14 protein-coding genes, 1 pseudogene and 3 riboswitches are annotated in these 20584 nt (G+C 39.9%); of the genes and pseudogenes, 4 read left to right on the top strand and 11 right to left on the bottom strand.

Annotated elements, in window-relative coordinates; genetic code table 11:
• Positions 1 to 367 precede the first annotated feature (367 nt).
• Positions 368 to 1672: an ATP-binding protein gene (locus BMW53_RS03200; RefSeq protein ID WP_038557241.1), complete on the top strand. Its 1305-nt coding sequence runs from the start codon at positions 368 to 370 to the stop codon at positions 1670 to 1672.
• A 719-nt stretch (positions 1673 to 2391) separates the two neighbouring features.
• Positions 2392 to 2580, bottom strand: a riboswitch (cobalamin riboswitch).
• A 195-nt stretch (positions 2581 to 2775) separates the two neighbouring features.
• Here BMW53_RS03200 and BMW53_RS03195 read toward each other — a convergent pair.
• A complete protein-coding gene (locus BMW53_RS03195) occupies positions 2776 to 3900 on the bottom strand; it encodes a 5-methyltetrahydropteroyltriglutamate--homocysteine S-methyltransferase (RefSeq protein WP_038557239.1) in 1125 nt (374 codons plus the stop codon).
• Positions 3901 to 4035: 135 nt separating this feature from the next.
• On the opposite strand from BMW53_RS03195, the gene BMW53_RS03190 reads away from it, so the two are divergent.
• Positions 4036 to 4533: an Lrp/AsnC family transcriptional regulator gene (locus BMW53_RS03190; RefSeq protein WP_051567698.1), complete on the top strand. Its 498-nt coding sequence runs from the start codon at positions 4036 to 4038 to the stop codon at positions 4531 to 4533.
• A gap of 53 nt (positions 4534 to 4586) precedes the next feature.
• Here the strand turns inward: BMW53_RS03190 and nrdB are convergent, their stop codons facing one another.
• The 10 genes and pseudogenes from nrdB to BMW53_RS21220 all read right to left on the bottom strand — a co-directional run bounded on the left by nrdB (position 4587) and on the right by BMW53_RS21220 (position 16278).
• Positions 4587 to 5702, bottom strand: a complete 1116-nt coding sequence (nrdB, locus tag BMW53_RS03185; RefSeq protein WP_038557234.1) for a class Ia ribonucleoside-diphosphate reductase subunit beta — start codon at positions 5700 to 5702, stop codon at positions 4587 to 4589.
• Positions 5703 to 5749: 47 nt separating this feature from the next.
• Positions 5750 to 8098, bottom strand: coding sequence for a class 1a ribonucleoside-diphosphate reductase subunit alpha (nrdA, locus tag BMW53_RS03180; protein ID WP_038557230.1), 2349 nt, complete (start codon positions 8096 to 8098; stop codon positions 5750 to 5752).
• A gap of 94 nt (positions 8099 to 8192) precedes the next feature.
• Positions 8193 to 8379, bottom strand: a riboswitch (cobalamin riboswitch).
• Positions 8380 to 8397: 18 nt separating this feature from the next.
• Positions 8398 to 8732 (bottom strand): annotated as a pseudogene (locus tag BMW53_RS21460) (epoxyqueuosine reductase QueH).
• Positions 8733 to 8784: 52 nt separating this feature from the next.
• A complete protein-coding gene (locus BMW53_RS03165; protein WP_038557226.1) occupies positions 8785 to 9354 on the bottom strand; it encodes a PAS domain-containing protein in 570 nt (189 codons plus the stop codon).
• Between the two features lie 10 nt (positions 9355 to 9364).
• Positions 9365 to 9901 (bottom strand): cob(I)yrinic acid a,c-diamide adenosyltransferase, encoded by a 537-nt coding sequence (gene cobO, locus BMW53_RS03160; protein ID WP_038557223.1) that lies wholly within the window; start codon positions 9899 to 9901, stop codon positions 9365 to 9367.
• Positions 9892 to 10353, bottom strand: a complete 462-nt coding sequence (gene nrdG / locus BMW53_RS03155) for an anaerobic ribonucleoside-triphosphate reductase activating protein (RefSeq protein ID WP_038557220.1) — start codon at positions 10351 to 10353, stop codon at positions 9892 to 9894. Before nrdG ends, cobO begins: the two co-directional genes overlap by 10 nt.
• Complete coding sequence (nrdD, locus tag BMW53_RS03150; protein WP_038557217.1) at positions 10346 to 12466, bottom strand: anaerobic ribonucleoside-triphosphate reductase; 2121 nt, start codon at positions 12464 to 12466, stop codon at positions 10346 to 10348. Before nrdD ends, nrdG begins: the two co-directional genes overlap by 8 nt.
• 163 nt (positions 12467 to 12629) lie before the next feature.
• Positions 12630 to 12832, bottom strand: a riboswitch (cobalamin riboswitch).
• A 773-nt stretch (positions 12833 to 13605) separates the two neighbouring features.
• Positions 13606 to 14445 (bottom strand): alpha/beta hydrolase, encoded by an 840-nt coding sequence (locus tag BMW53_RS03145; RefSeq protein WP_081804798.1) that lies wholly within the window; start codon positions 14443 to 14445, stop codon positions 13606 to 13608.
• Between the two features lie 216 nt (positions 14446 to 14661).
• On the bottom strand, positions 14662 to 15366 hold the full coding sequence (locus BMW53_RS21225) for a beta-xylosidase family glycoside hydrolase (RefSeq protein WP_245749011.1): 705 nt from the start codon (positions 15364 to 15366) through the stop codon (positions 14662 to 14664).
• Between the two features lie 69 nt (positions 15367 to 15435).
• A complete protein-coding gene (locus tag BMW53_RS21220) occupies positions 15436 to 16278 on the bottom strand; it encodes a glycoside hydrolase family 43 protein (protein ID WP_245749010.1) in 843 nt (280 codons plus the stop codon).
• Positions 16279 to 16810: 532 nt separating this feature from the next.
• Here BMW53_RS21220 and BMW53_RS03135 point away from each other — a divergent pair.
• A complete protein-coding gene (locus tag BMW53_RS03135) occupies positions 16811 to 18178 on the top strand; it encodes a beta-L-arabinopyranosidase (protein WP_074780198.1) in 1368 nt (455 codons plus the stop codon).
• Positions 18179 to 18189: 11 nt separating this feature from the next.
• On the top strand, positions 18190 to 20568 hold the full coding sequence (locus BMW53_RS03130; protein WP_038557209.1) for a glycoside hydrolase family 127 protein: 2379 nt from the start codon (positions 18190 to 18192) through the stop codon (positions 20566 to 20568).
• Positions 20569 to 20584: the final 16 nt, after the last annotated feature.

Below are 20584 nucleotides of genomic sequence, written 5' to 3'. Positions count from 1 at the left end.
GTTCTGTTACCTAACTTTATTTCCATAAAAAAAACCCTTCGAGGTAGGATAGCAAGTTTATGTTTTGGGCAGACCAAAACCCCTGTTTAGCATCCCGTTGGTCTAAAAAATGGTAATAAAATATGGTACAATTTAACAAAGGCGGATGGCTCTAAAAAATGGCTGCCTAGAAGATGATACGATTTGGGATGAAGGATAGCTTTGCGAAATGAATGAAAATGGGAATATTTTTCTTTTCATTGGCACCAAAAGTCATTCGAAAAAATGTGTCAATTCACGAAAAGTCGTTCGAAAAAGTGTGGAAAATCGCAAAAAGTCGTTCGGAAAAGTGTATTTTTGTATTGAAGAAGATACAAAATAAATTACTATGGAAAGGACAGCAATAGCATATCTTTATGATTGGAAGAATAAAGAGAATAGAAAACCTCTTATAATAAGAGGTGCCCGTCAGGTGGGTAAAACCTGGCTTATGAAAGAATTTGGAAAGAAAGAATATGCTCAAACTGCTTATGTGAATTTTGAAAGTTCCAGAATTCTAAAGGATTTATTTTCTGAAGATTATAATATAACCCGAATCATCAATGCCATTCAGATTGAAACCGGTGTAAAAATTAATGCCGAAGATACCTTAATCGTATTGGATGAAATTCAGGAAGCAGAAGGTGGAATTACTTCGTTGAAGTATTTTTATGAAAACACTCCGGAATATCATGTGATTGCAGCAGGATCTTTATTAGGGGTATCACTTCATCAACACACATCTTTCCCTGTAGGGAAGGTTGATTTCCTGGATTTGTATCCGTTGAGTTTTCCAGAGTTCCTTAAGGCGTTGAATCAAGAGTCTTTATTACAATTAATTGAGTCCAGAGATTGGGACCTTATGCGTAATTTCAAAACGAGATTTATTGAACTTTTAAGACAGTATTACTATACGGGAGGGATGCCGGAGGTGGTAATGTCTTTTAGGCAAAATATGGATTATACTGATGTTCGTCAGATTCAAAATAATATCCTGTTGGCCTATGAACAAGACTTTTCAAAACATGCTCCTGCAGAGATAGTGCCCCGAATTAGAATGCTTTGGAATTCTACCCTTGCACAATTAGCAAAAGAAAACAAAAAGTTCATTTACAGTGCTGTTAAAAAAGGAGCGAGAGCAAAAGATTTCGAATTTTCTTTATCCTGGTTAATTGATAGTGGCTTGATTTATAAAGTCAATAGAATAAATAAAGCTGGTCTTCCACTGAAAGCTTATGAAGATATGGATGCTTTTAAACTGTTTATTGTTGATGTTGGTTTATTAGCTGCCATGGGCAGTCTTGATGTAAAAACGTTACTTGACGGAAACACAATTTTTGAAGAGTTTAAAGGAGCGCTTACAGAGCAATATGCATTACAGCAATTAAAAACGATACCTAATATTCCTATTTATTATTGGTCTGCAGATAAAGCTAATGCTGAAATCGATTTTGTTATTCAACACCTGAGTAATGTTGTACCAATTGAAGTAAAAGCAGCTGAAAATTTACAAGCGAAAAGTTTAAAGTCGTTCAAAGGACGATATCCGGATTCAATTGCAGTTCGGACATCGATGTCAGATTACAGAGAAGAAGATTGGTTGTTTAATGTTCCTTTGTATGCAATAAATTATTTATCTGAAATAGTTGATTAGAAAAAATTCAGGTGTATTTGAAAAAATTCTATTTAGCAACAAAATTTCAAATAGGATTGAAAAATGAGCGGCATGCATTCATATCCCATTATATGTTTGAATAAGAACGCAAAATTTTGTATTTTTAAGCTATAAAATATTGAAAATGAACCAGTGAGAGACAAAAACGAGACCTCACAATTTGTATTGGAATAACACATTGATTATAAGCGTATTATCGGGGTGGTTCGATTCCCGCCCCGGGTACATAGAACGCTTGATAGTCGATTGATTATCAAGCGTTTTTGTTTTTTGGGATACAAATAGGATACAAAAATGGTTTTGACCCTTTCCAAAATAATTTTAATAATTCCATATGTTAGTGATTTTTGTTTGCATAAAAAGGAGGAAACCACTTATGATTTCCTCCTGAGCAACCGATAGCAATTCTATTGAGGAGGTATCGCTTCCCTCATACGAATTGCTGCATGAATCATATTTTTAATTGTTTTTTTAATTCCGTACCGGGTTTCCTTTTCGATATCGAAAAACGGAGTTATCCAACGATTTCTACCGGCTAAATAACCAGTAAAGGAGAAGTGAAAACATTGTGTAAGCATACAGCATTTTTAATTTTAAAATTAAACCTGAACACTTACGCGAATAATTAAATAGTGTGAGTACGAAAGAAGGGTTTTCGATTCGTTCCTCGACTATGCCTTATACCGCGAAAGCAATTGCCGTTCATAAAAATTAAGACAGGTCTCCTGGCTTGTCCGTTTTACAACGCCTTCCCGCTCCAATGATTTGGAACAGTGGCATTAGGTTGCAAAACTGAATTGGACTTTACAGTTGCGCGACAGCTCACGATTTACACGTGATTCCCTATTAAACCCGTTTTACCGGGTATCTTATTTCAATAAAATTGATGAACGTGATGGCAAAGGTAAAATAAAGTTTAATCTGAACCAAAGTATATGGATTACATCACTTTTGTGTTAATAGTCTTTGCCTATTAGTTGTCAGCCATGCATATAAAGTTATTTGCAACAGAGGATTCACAGGTAAACAAAGTAATGATTTACTTCGCTAACCGATGTTAATTCACTTCTGAGTGTCATTTGTTATGATTGTGGCCATACTTCTTTCGAAATTTCCTGTACCAATTGTATTTTTTTCCATTGGTCTTCTTCAGTAAGAATATTTCCTTCTTCAGTTGATGCAAAACCACATTGCGTGCTTAAAGATAAACGCTCCAAATCGATATATTTAGCTGCTTCCAAGATTCGGCTTTTTATTGTTTCTTTTTCTTCGAGTTGTGGTGTTTTGCTGGTTACCAAACCGAGCACTACTTTTTTATCTTTAGGTACAAAACGTAACGGCTCGAAATCACCCGAGCGTTCATCGTCGTATTCCAGAAAGTAAGTTTCAACGTTTTCTTTGGCAAAGAGGCTTTCTGCAACCGGTTCGTAACCACCAGAAGTTGCGTATGTAGAGTGGTAGTTACCTCGGCAAACGTGTGTCGATAATTTTAAGTCGGCGGGTAAATTTTCCAGGGCTTTGTTGTTTAGTTTCAGGTAGAGGTCTTCCAATACTTTTGTATCAAAATTAGGACCGGCCATTGTTTTCCAGAATTCGGTATCGCAAAGCATTCCCCAGGTGCAATCATCGAGTTTTAAATTGCGGCAACCTAAATCATAAAATGCAAGAATTGAATCACGATAAGCTTTTGCTATATCATTTACAAAATCGGTTTGGTTGGGATAAATATCTTTTACTTTATCTTCATTCACACCACGAACCAATTCGGCATATAATTGCGATGGAGACGGAATACTTAAACGCGCTTCAGCATTGTCGCCAACATTTTCTTTTAAGAATTTAAAATGGGCAAGAAATGGGTGGTTATCCGAGAAATTGATTTTTCCGCTTAAACGCGCCGAATCATCGCGGGTTTCTTCACCATGAAACATATAACCTTGTCCCATGTTTACATGATCTACACCATTGAATCCCCAAAAGAAATCGAGGTGCCAGTAGCTTCTGCGAAACTCGCCATCGCTGATGGCTTTGTAGCCTAATTCTTTTTGTTTGGTAATGATGTAAAGAATTGCTTCATCTTCAACGGCTGTTAATTCTTCGAGATTAATTTTACCTGCTTCATAATTTTCGCGCGCCTCTTTCAATTTTTCAGGACGTAAAAAACTCCCCACCAAATCGGCTTTGTGAAATGAACTATTTGTACACATATATTTAATTTTATTTAGATTATAATTCTGGCAAAGTTATATAAAGTAGAATATAAAAATGTATAGGAGGGTTAAATGGGAATATAAATCTATATTTGCTATTTTTAAGGGAATAAACACTAAATAGAACAAGAAATGTCTGTTAAAACAGAAAAATCATCTGTCGGGTTTCCGGATCATACCGATCTGGCGATCCTGGAAATCCTACAAAACGATTCGTCGCTTACTACAAAAGAAGTGGCCTCAAAGGTTAATTTATCGCCAACACCAGTATTTGAACGCATAAAACGCCTTGAAAAAAATGGGTACATCAAAAAATATTGTGCGGTTTTAGATGCCGAGAAATTGAGCCGTGGTTTTGTGGTTATTTGCAATGTACGTCTTAAACACCACTCAAAAGAGTTGGGAAAAAAGTTTACAGAAGCAATAATGCCGATTGAGGAAATAACGGAATGCTACAACATTTCGGGCGATTACGATTTTATGCTGAAAATTCATGTTGAAAGCATGCAACGCTATCAGGATTTTGTATTAAACACTTTGGGCGAAATTGACAGCATTGGTAATTTACAAAGTCTTTTTGTGATGGGAGAGATTAAGAATTCCTATGCGATTCCTTTAAATGAGAAGTAAGTAAAAGCTTTCCGTTTCCGAAGTGTTTTATTTCCTCGAAAACGGAAAGGCAGTTAAAAATCAAAGTCTTCGTCTTTTGCATTCATATCGATACCACCGACAACATACGATGTGATTTCAGTTTCCTGAGGTAAAACTTCAACACTGTCGTTGCGTAGCCAATGGTCCATCCACGATAAAGGATTGTTTTTTTCGTTGTATATAGGTTTAAGCCCGATTCCTTTCAATCGTTTATCAGTCATGTATTTCATGTATTTTATCAGTAATTTGGCATTCAGTCCAATCATCGAACCGTTTTCGAACAGATATTCAGCCCAGCGCATTTCTTGTTCGGCAGCATCTTTGTAGAGCGCGTACACTTCATCGTCGAGGCTTTCAATAATCTCTGAAAATCCTTCGTTTTTATTGTGACGCAAATCGTGAATCATTCGTTGGGTAATGGCAAGATGTTCGTTTTCGTCGCGGGCAATAAACTTGATAATTTTAGCATTGCCTTCCATCTTTTTGTTTTCAGCAAAAGCAAACGAACAGGCAAACGACACATAAAAGCGTACACCTTCCAGAATATTTACCGACACCAACGCCATATAAAGCTTTTTCTTTAAGGTATCTTCATCAATTTCATTCTTTAATGTTGTACCCAGTTGTTGCGCCTGGTATTGAATCAGGTAGTGGTAAAAATCGTTGTATTGGTCGGTAACCGAACCGGCACGCTCCATAATCATTTCGTTCGACATAATATCGTCGAAAATTTTATTAGGTTCGGCATAAACGTTTTTTATGATGTAGGAATAGCTCATGGAGTGGATGGTTTCGAAAAAATCCCAGATAATAATGGCTTCCTCCACTTCGGGCAAGGTTACCATCTGTCCGAAGGTAATAAATGGCGAGCGCCCCTGAACACTGTCGAGCAGCACCTGGTATTTCAGGTTTTCGGTGAAGATAAATTTCTCCTGGTCGCTTAACGTGTTAAAATCATTTATGTCTTTTGTCAGCGAAATTTCTTCCGGACGCCAAAAGAAGCTCAGCATTCGTTGCGATAGCTTCTCGTAAAACGGGTACTTTTGGATATCGTAGCGTTGTACATTTTTCCCTTCGCCTAGGAACATTTTTTCGTTCAGAAAATCAATTTTATTTCCGTTATATATACTTGGTTTATGTGTGCTCATTATAATACTTATTAAACTTTTTACTACTATTTTTTTTGATAAACTCTTTACACAGAACAAGCACCGCCTTCGCAGGCATCTAATTCTACTTCCGAGATTTCACGGCTTTGTTCTTTTTCTTGTTGTGTGGTGTCTTCAACAATTATTGTTTTTTCAACATCTCTTTTTTGTGCTGCTTCCTGCGATGCCTCACCCGAATTATCGTTGCTATTTAGGTAGTACAGCGTTTTTAATCCGTATTTGTAGGCTAAACTTTCGTGGCGTATTAAATTACCAATCGGAACTTTGTTGTCTTCGTATTTCGATATATCGTAATACAGGTTGGTACTGATACTTTGATCCACAAATTTCTGGAATACAGCGACAAATTTCAGATATGCTTCGTTGTCAATGTCCCATGCCAGCTGGTAATTTTCTTTGTAGGTTTCAAAGCCGGGAACAAGTTGTTTTAATGGGCCAAATTTGCTCATTTTGGCAATCAGAAGTTTGCGTACCGGATCGATTCCGGCAGTTGAATTAGACACAATAGAACTTGAAGCAGCAGGAGGAATGGCACTTAATGCCGAGTTACGCAATCCATGCTGTTTTACCAGTTCCCGGAGTTCGCCCCAATTAAGGGTTAAATCGTTTGGAGTAATTTCATCTACATTTTTCTCATAGGTATCTATCGGTAAAATGCCGTCGGAATATTTGGTACGGTTAAAATAGGCACAGGCTCCTTTTTCTTTTGCCAGATTTGCCGATGCTTTTATCAATCCGAACTGAAAGCGCTCCATGTGAAGGTGCATTGTTTTAAGTCCATCTTCTTTGTCGAAACGCAGGTTGTTTTTTGCCAGAAAATTAAACACATCAGAAACTCCAATACCTAAACTACGTCTCCTTTTTGTCGATATCTCAGCAGCTTTAACCGGGTATTCCTGGTAATCGATCAATTCATCGAGAAAGCGCACCAACAATTCGGTTAAACTATCCAGCTCGCTAACATCGTCCAGTTTCCCTAAGTTGATATTGCTTAATATGCACATGGCAATTTCGCCATCGCCTTTGTTTATGTCTTCTAAAGGAGCTGTTGGGAGTGTAATTTCCTGACACAGGTTACTCATGTAAATGTTGTCCTTAAACGAACTGTGCTTGTTTACATGGTCGGCATTCAATATATAAATTCGCCCCGTTTCGTAGCGTTCTTTAAGCAAGGCTAAATAAAATTCGCGGGCATTGATACTTTTTTTGCGAATGTTCTGGTTGTTTTCGAGCAACAGGTAAAGCTCTTCAAAACCTTCGTAATCGGAACTATAAAAAAGCTCGTACAGTTCACGGGTTTCTTCACTTGAAAAAAGGGTGATGTTCTCATTGTTTTTAACTCGTTCGCGAAACAACTTATTTAAAGCTATGGAGTAATCCATGCGGCGAACACGGTTTTCATCGTTTCCTTTGTTGTTTTTCAGCTGGATAAAAGTTTCAATTTCCCAATGGAAAAATGGCAGGGTAGAAGTAGAGCCTCCGCCGCGCACCGAGTTTTGCGTAAACCCTTTCGTTGAAGCTTCAAATATTTTCAGAAAAGGAACAAGGCCGGTATGCACTACTTCGCCATTTCGAATTTGTGCATCGATACCGCGTATTCGCCCAAAATTTAAACCAATACCGGCGCGGTGTGCGGTGTAGTAACCAACGGCTGTATTCGAATTCATGATGGATTCCAGCGAATCGCCAACATCAATTAAGCAGCAGGAACTAAACTGGCGCAAAGGAGTGCGCACTCCTGACATAATTGGAGTTGGTAAACTTATTTTGAAAGTTGATAGCGCATCATACAATTTTACAACGTACTCTTTGCGTTGCTTTTTTTCATAGTTCATAAACATGAACATGCCTATAAGCATAAATGCTTCTTGCGGGGTTTCGTATAGTTCGCCGGTAATTCTGTCTTGCAAAAGGTATTTGTCTACCATTTGGCTCATTCCGGCAAAAGAGAACTTAAAATCCCTGTCGTAGTTGATATGTTTGCTGAAGTACACTAAATCCTGCTGATTGTATTTTTCCAGCAATACTTTGTCGTAAACACCCCGGTAAATGTTATTCTTCACAAGATATTCAAACGGAATGGGATTTAACTGTTTGTAAACTTGTTTTCGCAAATCCATTAATAGCAGGCGGGCCGCCACATACTGGTAATTGGGTTGTTTTTCTGAAATCAGATCGGCGGCCGAGCGAATCATCACCTTTTGAATTTCGGCAGTTGTGATCCCTTCGTAAAACTGAAGATTGGAGTTAATTTCAATATCGGATACCGAAACATTTTCGTAACCGTTGCAAGCCCATTCAACGGCTTCGTGAATCATTGATAGGTCGATGGGGGCCTTCGAACCATCGCGTTTTACTACATTAATTTGTTCCATTAATAAAGAGTTTAAATAATTAATGGTAGCAAATAGGATAAAATTAGAGAAAAGTAATAGGTTGACTTTTCCAAGCTTTTATTCCCGAAAGCTACGAAACAATCAAAAAATGATAGGTCTTCCGACTTTCCCGATTTTCAGCGCCTTCCCAGTCGAGAGAATTGGACCAGTGGCTATGTACTGAAAACATGTATTACCTTGCGGTAATTGCGGGATTACGGCTGCGGGTACAGTTGCTGATTTACACAGCATTCCCTTGCATCATTTTCATTTCATTGTTTACAATGAACATTAGCAACTTAATACTTGTTGCAGCGAGATTTTAACACCGATGGGTTATTGGTCAGTATGACAATGGATTGGCGTGTTGATAAGAGGAGTACTGTTGAATTATTATCCAAATTTTGAACCTTTGCCGGGCCGCGCAAACTATATTTGCAGCCGCAATATTGTTGGCGGTAAAAATCGTATTCGCAGATGATTTCGATTTGCGTTGAGCCAGCCCGTTTTTGCGCCAGTTATTTGCCCAAAACGTAACACCGGGAAATAAACCGATTGCATGATTTCCGGCTTCATTAATTTGGCTAAGGTTTTTCCAGCGTGAGCTGGCCAGGGTTGTGGTATAGAACGAAATGGATGATTAGCCATAAATGAAACACGCTAAGATCTAAATTGGCATTATTTGTTTATGCAACCTCTCTTTCCAATGCTAAAAAATGTATTGAATTATTATTGCCTGTAAGCGGAAAGATTTGAATTTCGCAATTATACATTTCTCCGTTTTTTCGGTAATTAACTACCACTTCTTTGAAAGGTTTGTTTTGTTCAATTTTTTCATTTATTCTGAGTTTTACTGCTTCCGAAGTATTTTCGCCTTGCAAAAATATGGGACTCCGGTTTATGGCATATGATTTCGGATATCCCGTCATCTCTGAAAAACCATCGTTAACCCATAAAATTCTTTTGGTTTCGTTGGTTAATATTAATGCTTTGTATGGATAAGTTTTTAATACCTTTTTTAGATCTGTTTTCCAGTTAAACTTACCAGAATATTTATGAAGTGTTTTAAGTTCTGTTTCTCTTTCGGCTTCCTTTAAATTTTGTTGGTATTTGGGATAATAAAATTCCCAGCACATAAGAGGAGGCGCAAGCCTTTTTGGTGGTTTTATATCTTTTTTTACTTTTTCTAACTCAGCCTTCGAAAGACTCGACAGGTAGATATCGAGGCACATCATGTCTCCAAGGTTCTTTTTCATTTCTTAGTTGTTAAAATTCAATTCCTTTTCGAGCATTAACTCCGTTTTGGTAGTAATGTTTTATTTCCTTCATTTCGGTTACCAGGTCGGCAATATCAATAATTTCCTGCGGAGCATATCTACCGGTAATAATCAGCTCGGTATTTTCCGGTTTTTTCCTGATGGTTTCCAATAGTGATTTCACCGGAAAAAGCTCGTAATACAAAGCGATGTTGGCTTCGTCGAGAATTACCACATCGTATTGCCCCGATTGAATAATTTCTGTGACCTCTGCCAAACCTTTTTGTGCCGCGTCTATATCTTTTTGTGTTGGATTTTTCACAATAAAACACCCCAGGCCATATTGTTTAATGGTAATATCGGGCAGAAACTTGTTCACAGCTTCAATTTCAGCATAGATTTTTCTTTTTACAAACTGGGCAAAGAATACTTTTTTACCGGCACCAACTGCTCTTAATGCCAGGCCAAAAGCAGCCGTTGTTTTGCCTTTTCCGTTCCCGGTGTAAACTTGTGTATAGCCTTTCGTTTGTTTGTTTTTTAATGAAATAAATAACTCACATCTTTCATAAAACCATCTTGCTGAATTTCGAATAAATGCTGGTTAGTTGTATCGCTTTTTAAGTTACCTAAATTTTCTACGTATCCGCCCAGTTTTATGTACTGAAAGTTAGTGCTGTCAAAAGCTTCGGGTAACCTGGCACAACCCGAGTACCACGCAGTTTTAGTTTCCGGGTAATGAAGGCGTATAAAATTAGCCAATTCTGCTACTCTTTGAGGATCGCCATCTCCGCCCATAAAACAAAAACAGGTGATAGATGAGGCGTATTTTTCCATCAAGGAAACGATTTGCACTTCGTTCAGTTCTTCGCCAATATCTTTCTGCAAATGCGGACTGTGGCAGCCTTTACACCGATTCGGGCAATTGGTAATATTTACTGCCAGTGTAACTTCGTTCGGAATTTCCTGAAAAACGATATTGTAGTTGTAATATTTAAGCATATTCTTCCACTTTTTCTTCCTTATTTTTTTGAGCGTAATAGCGTTTTGCAGCTTCTTTCTGGCGTGCATCAGAGAAGCTGCTCACTCTTTTCATGTAACCAATAATACGGGTTAAATAGTCGATATTTTCAGTCTTACAATTTGGGCATTCTTTTAGATACCGCTTGTCGATATGGCCACATTCATTGCAAATGGTATTCGGAATATTAAAGGTGAAATAATTGCAACCTTCTTTGGCAGCTACCCGAATTAACTGGCGGTATTGAGCAGCACTTAAATGTTCCTCTAAATTCATATGTAATGCAGAGCCCCCGGTTAGGTGTTCGATGTATTTTTTCCCGTGAACCTTGAATCTATCAATTACATTCAATGACTCGTCTTCTACAACATAGAAATAGCTGTTGTAACAATCTCGCGGAACAAAATAACCATCTTCACGATCCCATTTTGCATGTTTTACGCCCACGTTTTCGGCCGGAATCATTTCGCAATTGAACAAGGTGTCTTTTGTGCGGTATTTTTTATTGTATGTTTCAATTAAACCAAGTACTTCGCTGGTAAATGCTGCGTAATCAGGATTGTCGTTTATTTCAATTCCAAGGAATTCTGCGGCTTCAACCAGGCCGTTTACACCAATGGTAAGGTACTGGCGCCCCATGTTTATATAACCGGCATCAAACAGCGGAAGCATGCCTTTTTCCTGTAGTTCTTTTAAATTTTCGTTGTAGCCCAATTGTACTTTGTGTACCAGGTCAACCACTTCTTCAAGGAAATTAATGTAAGGAATTCGTTCCTTTTTAGCTTGTTGTACGCAACGGTTCAGGTTAATTGTTAATACACTTTTCGAGCCGGTTGAAACGCCACCTGCTCCCAGTGTGTAACTAAAACCATTGTCCTGAATTTCGTTACGTAAACGGCAGCACGAACTTAAACTGTCGGCATTATCGCTTAAATAGGTGAAAAACGAATGACCATCGGCATACATTTTTGCTGTGAATTCGCCATATTCTTCATCTTTTGTATCGCCGTTTTCTGTAAGCATTGCCATTGTTTCTACCGGGAAAGTCAGCATGGTTTTCGTGCGCTCCTGGTTAAACCAAAGCATAAAACGTTTTTGTAACCAGTTTAACGAATCCCATTCAGGTTTACTTCCGTCGGGGAAAACAAATTCGCCAAACAAACTTTCAAAATAATACTTATCGTAATAGGCAATGTTCCAGAATACTGCCTGGAAATTTCGCGCTCCGGTTGGTTGATTAAGCGAATAAACAATTTGCTCGAAACAATCAGTAATCACTTTATCAATCGAGCGTTTCCTTGCCGATAAATCAGCGGTTTCGTGGCTGCGTTTGTGGTAATCGTTGCCATATTCTTTTGCCACAAAATAGTTCATGTACATTAAAAACTCGGGTGTTGCACAAGCACCGCTCAACATACTTGAAACGATAAATACCATGTTGATAAAACCACCACAAAACGATTTTAAGTTGGTTGGTGCAGTTGAATTTCCGCCAATTTTCGAGGTGCCATCCAACAACCAGGGGTACATGGTAATGCTGGCGCAATAGGGAGCCAGGCTGGTTTCGTCGTTTTTATAGATGTAATGTTGACTTAAAAAATTAAGGTATTTATTCGATAACTCTTTCCCAAACATATCCGAAAGGCGGTCGGTGAGCAATCGGCGGTTTAAACGGATAAAATTTCCTTTCGGAAGCTCTCCAATTAGTGTGGCAATGTTTTTTTTATCGACATTGGCATTGGCATCAAATTTACTTCCACTGGCAGCATTTCCGGCAGCACAATATTCAATCAGAAATTTAATACGATCACGGGTTTCCCTGTCTTCAGAATGTTTCTGGCGGTAGAGCATGTATGATTTAGCCACGGCAAAATAGTTTTCGGCCATTAACGAACGCTCCACCTGGTTTTGAACTTCTTCAACATTCATATCTTCCTGAATATTTACCCGGTGCAGAATGTTGGTAAGGTCATCGTCGCTTGCAAAACTTCCTACAGAAAGAAAAGCTTTCCTGATTGCATTTTTAATTTTATTCATAGAAAACGGAACCCGCTTTCCGTCTCTTTTTACGATTGAGATTTGCGTACTACTCATACTATTGTTTTTTTGTTTTTAATATGCTGTTTTGCTCGTATTTTATGATTAAAAAATCTAACCGGAAGCCAAGAGGTGCGCATTCAAAACAATTATCTGCTGATGGTACGAAACGAGAAAATTATTTTACTTACGAACCAGACTTCAACTCCCGAAAGCCTAATTATTAAAAATGATTTTGGCAGGTCTTCTGGCTTGTCCTGTTTCTGAAGCCTTCCCATCCGTCAATTGGCGAACAGTGGCAAAAGATTTTCAAAAACACATTTATGGACTTACAGCTGCGGGTACAGCTCCTGATTTTAACAGGATTCCCTTTTCATACCGGATAGCGTTGCTACACGATAAACCAATAATCCAAAACAAGTTTAGTGTTTTTATGTATACAATGTAATTTGGAGTTTTAAACAATTTAATTGATAAAATGAGTAAAAGGCTTCTGTTTTCAGCACTTCTGTCGTGTTAATAATTGCGTAAAATTGAGAAGACTTCATGATATTTTATTGCACAAAATCGAATTTATTATTGTTATTTAAAAAATAGCAAGATTTATTTTATTTGGTTGAAATTGAGCTTGTTTGCTGTTTTCTTTCTCTGTTCTGTTACCTAACTTTATTTCCATAAAAAGACCCTTTCGAGGTAGGATAGCAAGTTTATGTTTTGGGCAGACCAAAACCCAAGTTTAGCATCCCGTTGGTCTAAAAAATGGTAATAAAATATGAGGCAATTTAACAAAGGTGTCCGTCCACGAAAATTGGATGGTTCAATATTCAGGTATGCTATTTATTAAACAACGAAAATGTTATAAACAGGGAATTTGGCAACCTTTTACAGATAAAAGATAACTATGAAAAGTATGTTGTTTCTCTTGATGATATGAAATATTCGAACTATAAAGATATTCTTCATCTACATCCGTGGGAATTAATCAACATTTGAATAAGGGGTTACATTTTCGTATTTTTAGGCTATAAAATATTGAAAATGAACCAGTGAGAGACAAAAACGAGACCTCACTATTTGTGTTGAAATAACATGTAGATTATGAGTGCATTATGGGCGTAATTCGATTCCCGTCCGAGTATCAAAAAGCCTGATATTCAAAATGAGTATCAGGCTTCTTAATTGCTGTTTTATCCGTTTTAGTCTTCCTTTCCTTTTTCAAAAAAGTGGTGAAAGAATACACTTTGAAAAGCAATCGCATTTTTCCAGTATTCCCAGGTGTGTCCTCCGGGGCGTGTGGTAAAATCGTGCGGAATATTTCGCTCAAGAAGTTTTTCGTGTAAGTTGCAGTTAACGCCGTAAAAGAAGTCGCCTACACCACAATCAATGGCAATTTCAAGCGCTCCGGGCGTTAGTTTATAAACCAGGTTGATGACTGTGTTTTCTTCCCAATTTCCCTTGTTTTCAGCATAAGTGCCCAGTCGTTTCGAAATATCCCAGTTATTGGGAAACGGCCGGATATCAACTCCGCCGCTTAAACTGCCAGCAGCACCGTAAACATCCTGGTTTCTGAAAGCCAGATACAAGGCACCGTGTCCACCCATACTTAGTCCGGTAATGGCACGTCCTTCGCGTGAGGCAATGGTGCTAAACGAATTGTCCACCCAATCAACCAATTCATGCGCTACATAGGTTTCGTATTTTATGCTGTTGTCAATCGGGCTATCAAAATACCAGCTCGAAAAAGCGCCATCAGGGCAAACGATAATAAACTGATACAAATCGGCATAGTTTTTAATTTCAGGTACGTTGTTTATCCAGTCGTTTTGATTGCCACTATAGCCGTGAAGCAGGTAAAGAACCGGGTAGGAATTGTTTTCGGAATAACCTTCCGGAGTAATTACCACAGTTTCTATGTCTTTATCCATCGACTGACTGTGAGTTGTTAAGTGTTGAACTTTGGCCGCTTGGGTATTGAGTATTGCGCCGGTAGCCACAATCATCAATATCATTACCTTAAGAAAAAGTGTTCTTTTCATACGATTAAAATTGTTTGTTACTAAGGTATCGTATGGAACTCGCATTTATTTTAGTCATCCTCTTGGGTGTGAATAGTTTACATGCTCGTTTCATACTGTTATTAAATTTTTTAGAGTTGTTAAAATTAGCCACAAAAATTTTATGTTAGGCATTTTCTGCAAGCTAATGTTTGTGTTTGCTTTTATGTAAATTACCATATTACATATAAGTTTCAACTAATTCTTCAGGTATTCCATCCAGTCGAAATCGGCGTCAGCTTCCGAAGTTTTGCCATTTCCGGTGGCATACAATCCAACATAAATACCGGTAAAAAAGCCCACTGTTTCGGTTGCCAGAAACTTCGCATCGGCGGTTTCAACGGGTGTAAATTCGTCGTTGCCCTGTGCAAACGAAAAGGTAAAAGTGGTTTTATCGCCGTTAACCCGCAGTTTCACCGAACCCGGTTTTAGCGTATATGCTTTCGAGGTATAAACGGTTTGTCCGAATTGCAATTTTACGGTGAGAATACGGTCGTTTCCTTTTTTACTCACCAGTATATCGAAGTGCGAACCGTTGTTTAGCAAAATCAACCCGGCCTCTTCATTCTCATTTTTCGGGTCGAAATCAAGCTGAGTGGTGGCTGTAAAATAATGGTCTTTTAGCCGGCGTCCCACAAAGGTTGACGCTTTGTTGGTACTGATGGTTTCAGCAGCTCCTTTTAATCGCAGGAATCCTTTTCGTTCCGTTAGTGAAAAGTTATTTTCTACGGGCGCCTGAATATAGTTCCAGTCTAAACCGAGTTTTTCGTTATCAAACTCCACTTTAGCAGGAGGTTCGGGAAGCGGTTTTAAGGGCAGGGTAGGGCAGGTCATATCAATGTCAACCGTTCCGTTTCCGTTTACCACAGGCCAGCCGTTTTTGGGCCAGCTTACCGGTGCCAAACAGGTTTCGCGCCCTAAAATGTGGTGCGTTTTATCCGAAATATTGCGGTAACCATGGAAAACGATCCATCACGAATTGTCGTGTGCCTGAATGATATCGGCATGGCCAATTCCCTGTATCGGTTTTCCCTGGCCGGCAGCGTTGCAGTGTGTTAAAATCGGATTGGCCGGATTATCGATGTATGGCCCCCAAATGCTGTTACTGCGGGCAATGGTTTCAGAGTGTGCCTCTTCGGTTCCGCCTTCTGCTGCCATCAAGTAGTACCAACCGTCTTTTTTGTAAATGTGTGGTCCTTCAGCATAACGGCCGCCGGTGCCGTTCCATACTTTTTTACCCTCCGATAATTTTCCGGTTTTTAAGTCAACTTCATACAAAATAAATGGCGAACTAATAATGTAGGCTTTTCCATCTTCGTCCCAAAACAGGTCGGGATCAATTCCGGGAACATCAACCCAAATTGGATCCGACCACGGACCGGCAGGATTTGTTGCAGTTACAAAAAAGTTTCCTCCGCCGGTAATGTTGGTTGTAATCATATAAAAAGTTCCGTCGTGGTAACGCAGCGTTGCTGCAAAAATGTTCAGCCCGTTCGGAATTTGTTCTTTCCGGTGAATACAATGACCGATCTGTTGCCAGTTAACCAGGTCTTTACTATGGAAAATGGGAACTCCCGGAAAATATTCAAAAGTGCTGGTAATGAGGTAGTAGTCGTCGCCAACACGGCAAACACTCGGGTCGGAGTAAAAACCGGGAAGGACAGGATTAGTATAGCTTACCGTTGCTTCTGGCTCGGGCGCTTTTGCAAACGGATTTGGCGCAACTTGTGCAAACAGGTTAAAACTCAGGAAAAGTGCAATGAACAGCATAATACACTTTAATCCTGCTTTTGAGTTCGATTTAGTTTTATTCATGGTTGTAATTAATTTTAGCTGGTTGTTTAACGTTATTACTCGTTGATAAGGCTAAATTACTAAAGTTTGGCGATGAGCGAAACGAATACATATAATGATTCAGGTTTGTAAAAAAACGAAAGAGTACAGATATATTTAAATGAGCAAGGGCTTTGCTCTTCGAACAGAAAACAATCATCTGCTTCCCGGCAGACGTGTAAATGTATAAGATAAGCTTTCACTGGCAGAAGATGAACGAAAAAAATCATCAGTTAATGTTCATCTTTTGTCTGGTTGTAACACGCTGATTAAAGAGGTTTGTTCGCTGATGGATGAGTGACGTTCTCTGGCATAAGATTATCGTGATCTCCTTGCTGCGAACGACTATCGTGTGGAAGATTGGGGGAGCATACATGTTGTTGTAACAACTATATGCAAGACTTTTACCGATTTGTCCACATAATTTGGCATAAAAGCGACTGATAAAAATAAGAGTTTATTTTACTTTTGTTAATGTACTGGCATTTGCATTGTCAATAAATTCAATAAAAATATGAAGAACTTTAAACTACTATCTGTTGCAATTCTCTTTGCACTTTTTGCATGTAACAATCAGAAACAACCCGAGCCGTTTGCCAAAGGCGAGTTTAAAACCTGGGCCGAAACGCCACCCATGGGCTGGAACAGCTGGGACTGCTACGGGCCAACCGTTGAGGAACACGAGGTAAAGGCCAATGCCGATTACATGGCCGAAAATCTTAAGGGACACGGTTGGGAATACATTGTTGTTGATATCCGTTGGTTTGTTGAAAACGACAAAGCCGGCGGTTACAACCAAACCGATCCGCGTTATGTAATCGACGAATACGGCCGTTACCAACCTGCTGTAAACCGTTTCCCTTCGGCTGCGGATGGAAAAGGTTTTAAAGAGCTGGCCGACTATGTGCACGGCAAAGGATTGAAATTTGGTATCCACATTATGCGCGGTATTCCGAAAGTGGCGGTCGAAAACAAATTGCCGATTCTGGGAACCGACGGAATTACTGCCGATCAGATTTACTCCACTGAATTGCAGTGCCCCTGGTTGCGTGATAATTATACCATTGTTGCCGACAAACCCGGTGCGCAGGAATATTACAATTCGATTATGAATATGTACGCAGGTTGGGGCGTTGATTTTATTAAAATCGACGATTTGTCACGACCATATCATCAGGGGGAAATCGAACTAATCCGTAACGCCATCGATAATTGTGGCCGCCCGATCGTACTGAGTACATCGCCTGGCGCAACGCCAATTACGGCTGCCGACCACGTAAAAGAACATGCCAATATGTGGCGCATGGTTGATGATGTTTGGGATACCTGGCACCATTTCGCCAACCTGATAAAAGTAGCCGAACAATGGTATCCGCACATTGCGCCCGGCACCTGGCCCGATTGCGATATGATTCCGCTCGGACGTATCTCAATTCGTGGCGAACGTGGCGAAGACCGCATGACGCGTCTTACACCAAATGAGCAATATTCGTTAATGACGCTGTTTACCATTTTTAAATCGCCACTAATGTTTGGCGGCGACTTGCCTAGTAACGACGATTTTACGCTGTCGTTGTTAACCAACGAAGAAGTGCTGAAAATGCATCGCAAAAGCACCGGTGTTAAACAACTTTTCCAGGATGAAAATAAAGTGGCGATCACATCAAAAAATCCGGATACCGGAGAAATTTACCTCGCACTGTTCAATATCTCTGATGGCGAAGAGCCTTTAAATGTAGGTGTTGAACTATCCGAACTGGGTATCGATGGTGAATGTTCGGCAAATAACATGTGGACGGGAGAAGACCTTGGAACGTTCTCCGGTTCCATTGATAAAAGTCTTTCGGCACACGAGAGTGTATTGTTAAAAATTAACCTATAATCTCCGGTCTCATGAAGTATATAACATTAATTTTTACGTTGGTTTTCATCCTTAGTTCATGTGTTAAAAAAGTTGATAATTCGACGGCGCAGTATTTTAATCTTAGCGATGTAAAACTGCTGGATAGTGAATTTAAAAACGCACAACTGCAAGACATTGCTTACCTTATGGCGCTTGACCCCGATCGTTTATTAGCTCCGTTTTTGCGCGAAGCCGGCTTGGAAACCAAGGCAGAAAGTTACCCTAATTGGGAGAACACAGGCCTCGACGGGCACATTGGCGGGCACTACCTTACGGCGTTGTCGCTGATGTACGCCTCAACCGGCAATACGGAAATGAAGGAAAGACTCGACGACATGATTTCCGAACTAAAACGTTGCCAGGATGCCAACGGAAACGGTTACATTGGCGGCGTTCCCGGCGGACAAACTGCATGGGATGAGATAAAAGTTGGCGATATCCGTGCCGGAGGTTTCAGCCTGAATGGCAAATGGGTGCCGCTGTATAACATTCATAAAACTTACGCCGGCTTGCGCGATGCGTGGTTGTACGCCCACAACGAAACGGCAAAACAAATGCTGATTGCCATGACCGACTGGATGCTGGATTTGGTATCCGGCTTAAGCGATGAGCAAATTCAGGACATGCTGAGAAGTGAGCACGGCGGATTGAATGAAACCTTTGCCGATGTAGCTGAAATTACCGGCGACGAGAAATACCTCGTGCTGGCCAAACGGTTTTCGCATCACGAAATTCTTGATCCTTTAATCGGGCATCACGATGAGTTGAACGGGAAACATGCCAACACGCAAATTCCAAAAGTTATCGGTTACCAGCGCATTGCCGAACTGGGTGGCGATTCGGCCTGGTCGGATGCAGCCCTGTATTTTTGGGATGAAGTGGTAAATGGCCGCAGTGTGGCGATTGGCGGAAACAGCGTTCGCGAGCACTTTCACCCAAAACACGATTTCTCGGAAATGATTTCATCGGTTGAAGGGCCTGAAACCTGCAATTCGTACAATATGCTGAAACTGACCAAAATGCTGTACCCTACTTTTGGCAACAACAGCAAGTTTATCGACTATTACGAGAAAACTCTTTATAACCATATTTTAGCCTCGCTTAACCCCGACAACGGCGGCCTGGTTTATTTTACGCCCATGCGCCCCAACCATTACCGCGTGTATTCGCAACCCGAAACCAGTTTTTGGTGTTGTGTGGGGTCGGGCATCGAAAATCCGGGAAAATATGGCGAAATGATTTATGCATACACCGATAAGTCGCTTTATGTAAACCTGTTCATTCCGTCGGTACTGAACTGGGAAGCAAAAAACACAGAGGTTGTTTTGGAAACCAAGTTCCCTGATGAGGACAAGGTTTTTCTAACTATCAATCCGGGCGAAAAAACGGAATTTGAATTGCACCTGCGTTACCCGTCGTGGGTTGAAGAGGGTGCTTTGAAAGTGTTGGTGAATGGAAGCGAAACAAAATATCAGGTGTCGGAAAATGGATATGCTGTTGTTAACCGCGAATGGGAAAAAGGCGATAAAGTAGAGCTGGTTTTACCCATGAAAATTACGACGGAACAGTTGGAAGACGGCAGTAATAATTATGCGTTCAATTACGGACCGATAGTGTTGGCAGCAAAAACCGGCACCGAAGATTTGAAGGGATTATATGCCGATGCAAGCCGAATGGGACACGTGGCACATGGTAAAATGATTCCGCTGAAAGATAGGCCGGTAATTGTGGCACCGGCTGATAATTTGCCGTCGATGCTGGATAAAAAGGACAGCGATAAGCTGGCATTCAAACTAAGCGGTTTATATCCTGAAAAATATGAAAATGGACTGGAACTGCTGCCGTTCTACCGTATACACGAGTCGCGTTATAACATCTACTGGTCGCAGGCAACGGATGAACAATTGAACGATATGATTCGCCAGGTTGAGGAAGAAGAAAAAGCCCGGATTGCATTAGATGCCATTACTGTTGACAAAGTTGAATCAGGCGAGCAGCAGCCCGAATCGGATCACTTCGTGAAATTTGAACGATCAAGAACCGGTTACGCTAATGATTACCATTACCGCGAAACAAGCGATTTCTTTAGCTACAACCTGAAAAATCAGGATAAGAAAGGTCGTTTTTTACACCTTAAATATTTTGATTCAGCTTATCCGCGTTCGGCCGAAATTCTGGTGAACAACAAACCTGCAGGTACCATAAAGCTGAATAACGGGGATGAAGATGCGATTCTGGAAAAAATAATCCCGATACCCGATAGCGAAGTTGCTAAACAAGAACTGGTATTTAAGGTGCAGGCTTCCGACAAGAATGCGAGTATGCAGCTAATCGAAGTGCGGTTGCTCACGAAAAACGAAATTCAATAATTATCAGCTTATTGAA

Origin of the sequence: Draconibacterium orientale (genome assembly GCF_900111425.1) — a bacterium.
Classification (GTDB): Bacteria; Bacteroidota; Bacteroidia; order Bacteroidales; family Prolixibacteraceae; genus Draconibacterium; species Draconibacterium orientale.
This window is presented reverse-complemented; position numbering and strand designations above follow the sequence as displayed.

Coding starts and splice junctions, on each gene's coding strand:
- BMW53_RS03195 (WP_038557239.1), bottom strand. CDS start 3,900: ATGTGTACAAATAGTTCATTTCACAAAGCCGATTTGGTGGGGAGTTTT.
- nrdA (WP_038557230.1), bottom strand. CDS start 8,098: ATGGAACAAATTAATGTAGTAAAACGCGATGGTTCGAAGGCCCCCATC.
- BMW53_RS21220 (WP_245749010.1), bottom strand. CDS start 16,278: ATGAATAAAACTAAATCGAACTCAAAAGCAGGATTAAAGTGTATTATG.
- BMW53_RS03130 (WP_038557209.1), top strand. CDS start 18,190: ATGAAGTATATAACATTAATTTTTACGTTGGTTTTCATCCTTAGTTCA.
- BMW53_RS03135 (WP_074780198.1), top strand. CDS start 16,811: ATGAAGAACTTTAAACTACTATCTGTTGCAATTCTCTTTGCACTTTTT.
- BMW53_RS03200 (WP_038557241.1), top strand. CDS start 368: ATGGAAAGGACAGCAATAGCATATCTTTATGATTGGAAGAATAAAGAG.
- nrdB (WP_038557234.1), bottom strand. CDS start 5,702: ATGAGCACACATAAACCAAGTATATATAACGGAAATAAAATTGATTTT.
- BMW53_RS03165 (WP_038557226.1), bottom strand. CDS start 9,354: ATGAAAAAGAACCTTGGAGACATGATGTGCCTCGATATCTACCTGTCG.
- BMW53_RS03145 (WP_081804798.1), bottom strand. CDS start 14,445: ATGAAAAGAACACTTTTTCTTAAGGTAATGATATTGATGATTGTGGCT.
- BMW53_RS03190 (WP_051567698.1), top strand. CDS start 4,036: ATGTCTGTTAAAACAGAAAAATCATCTGTCGGGTTTCCGGATCATACC.
- nrdD (WP_038557217.1), bottom strand. CDS start 12,466: ATGAGTAGTACGCAAATCTCAATCGTAAAAAGAGACGGAAAGCGGGTT.
- nrdG (WP_038557220.1), bottom strand. CDS start 10,353: ATGCTTAAATATTACAACTACAATATCGTTTTTCAGGAAATTCCGAAC.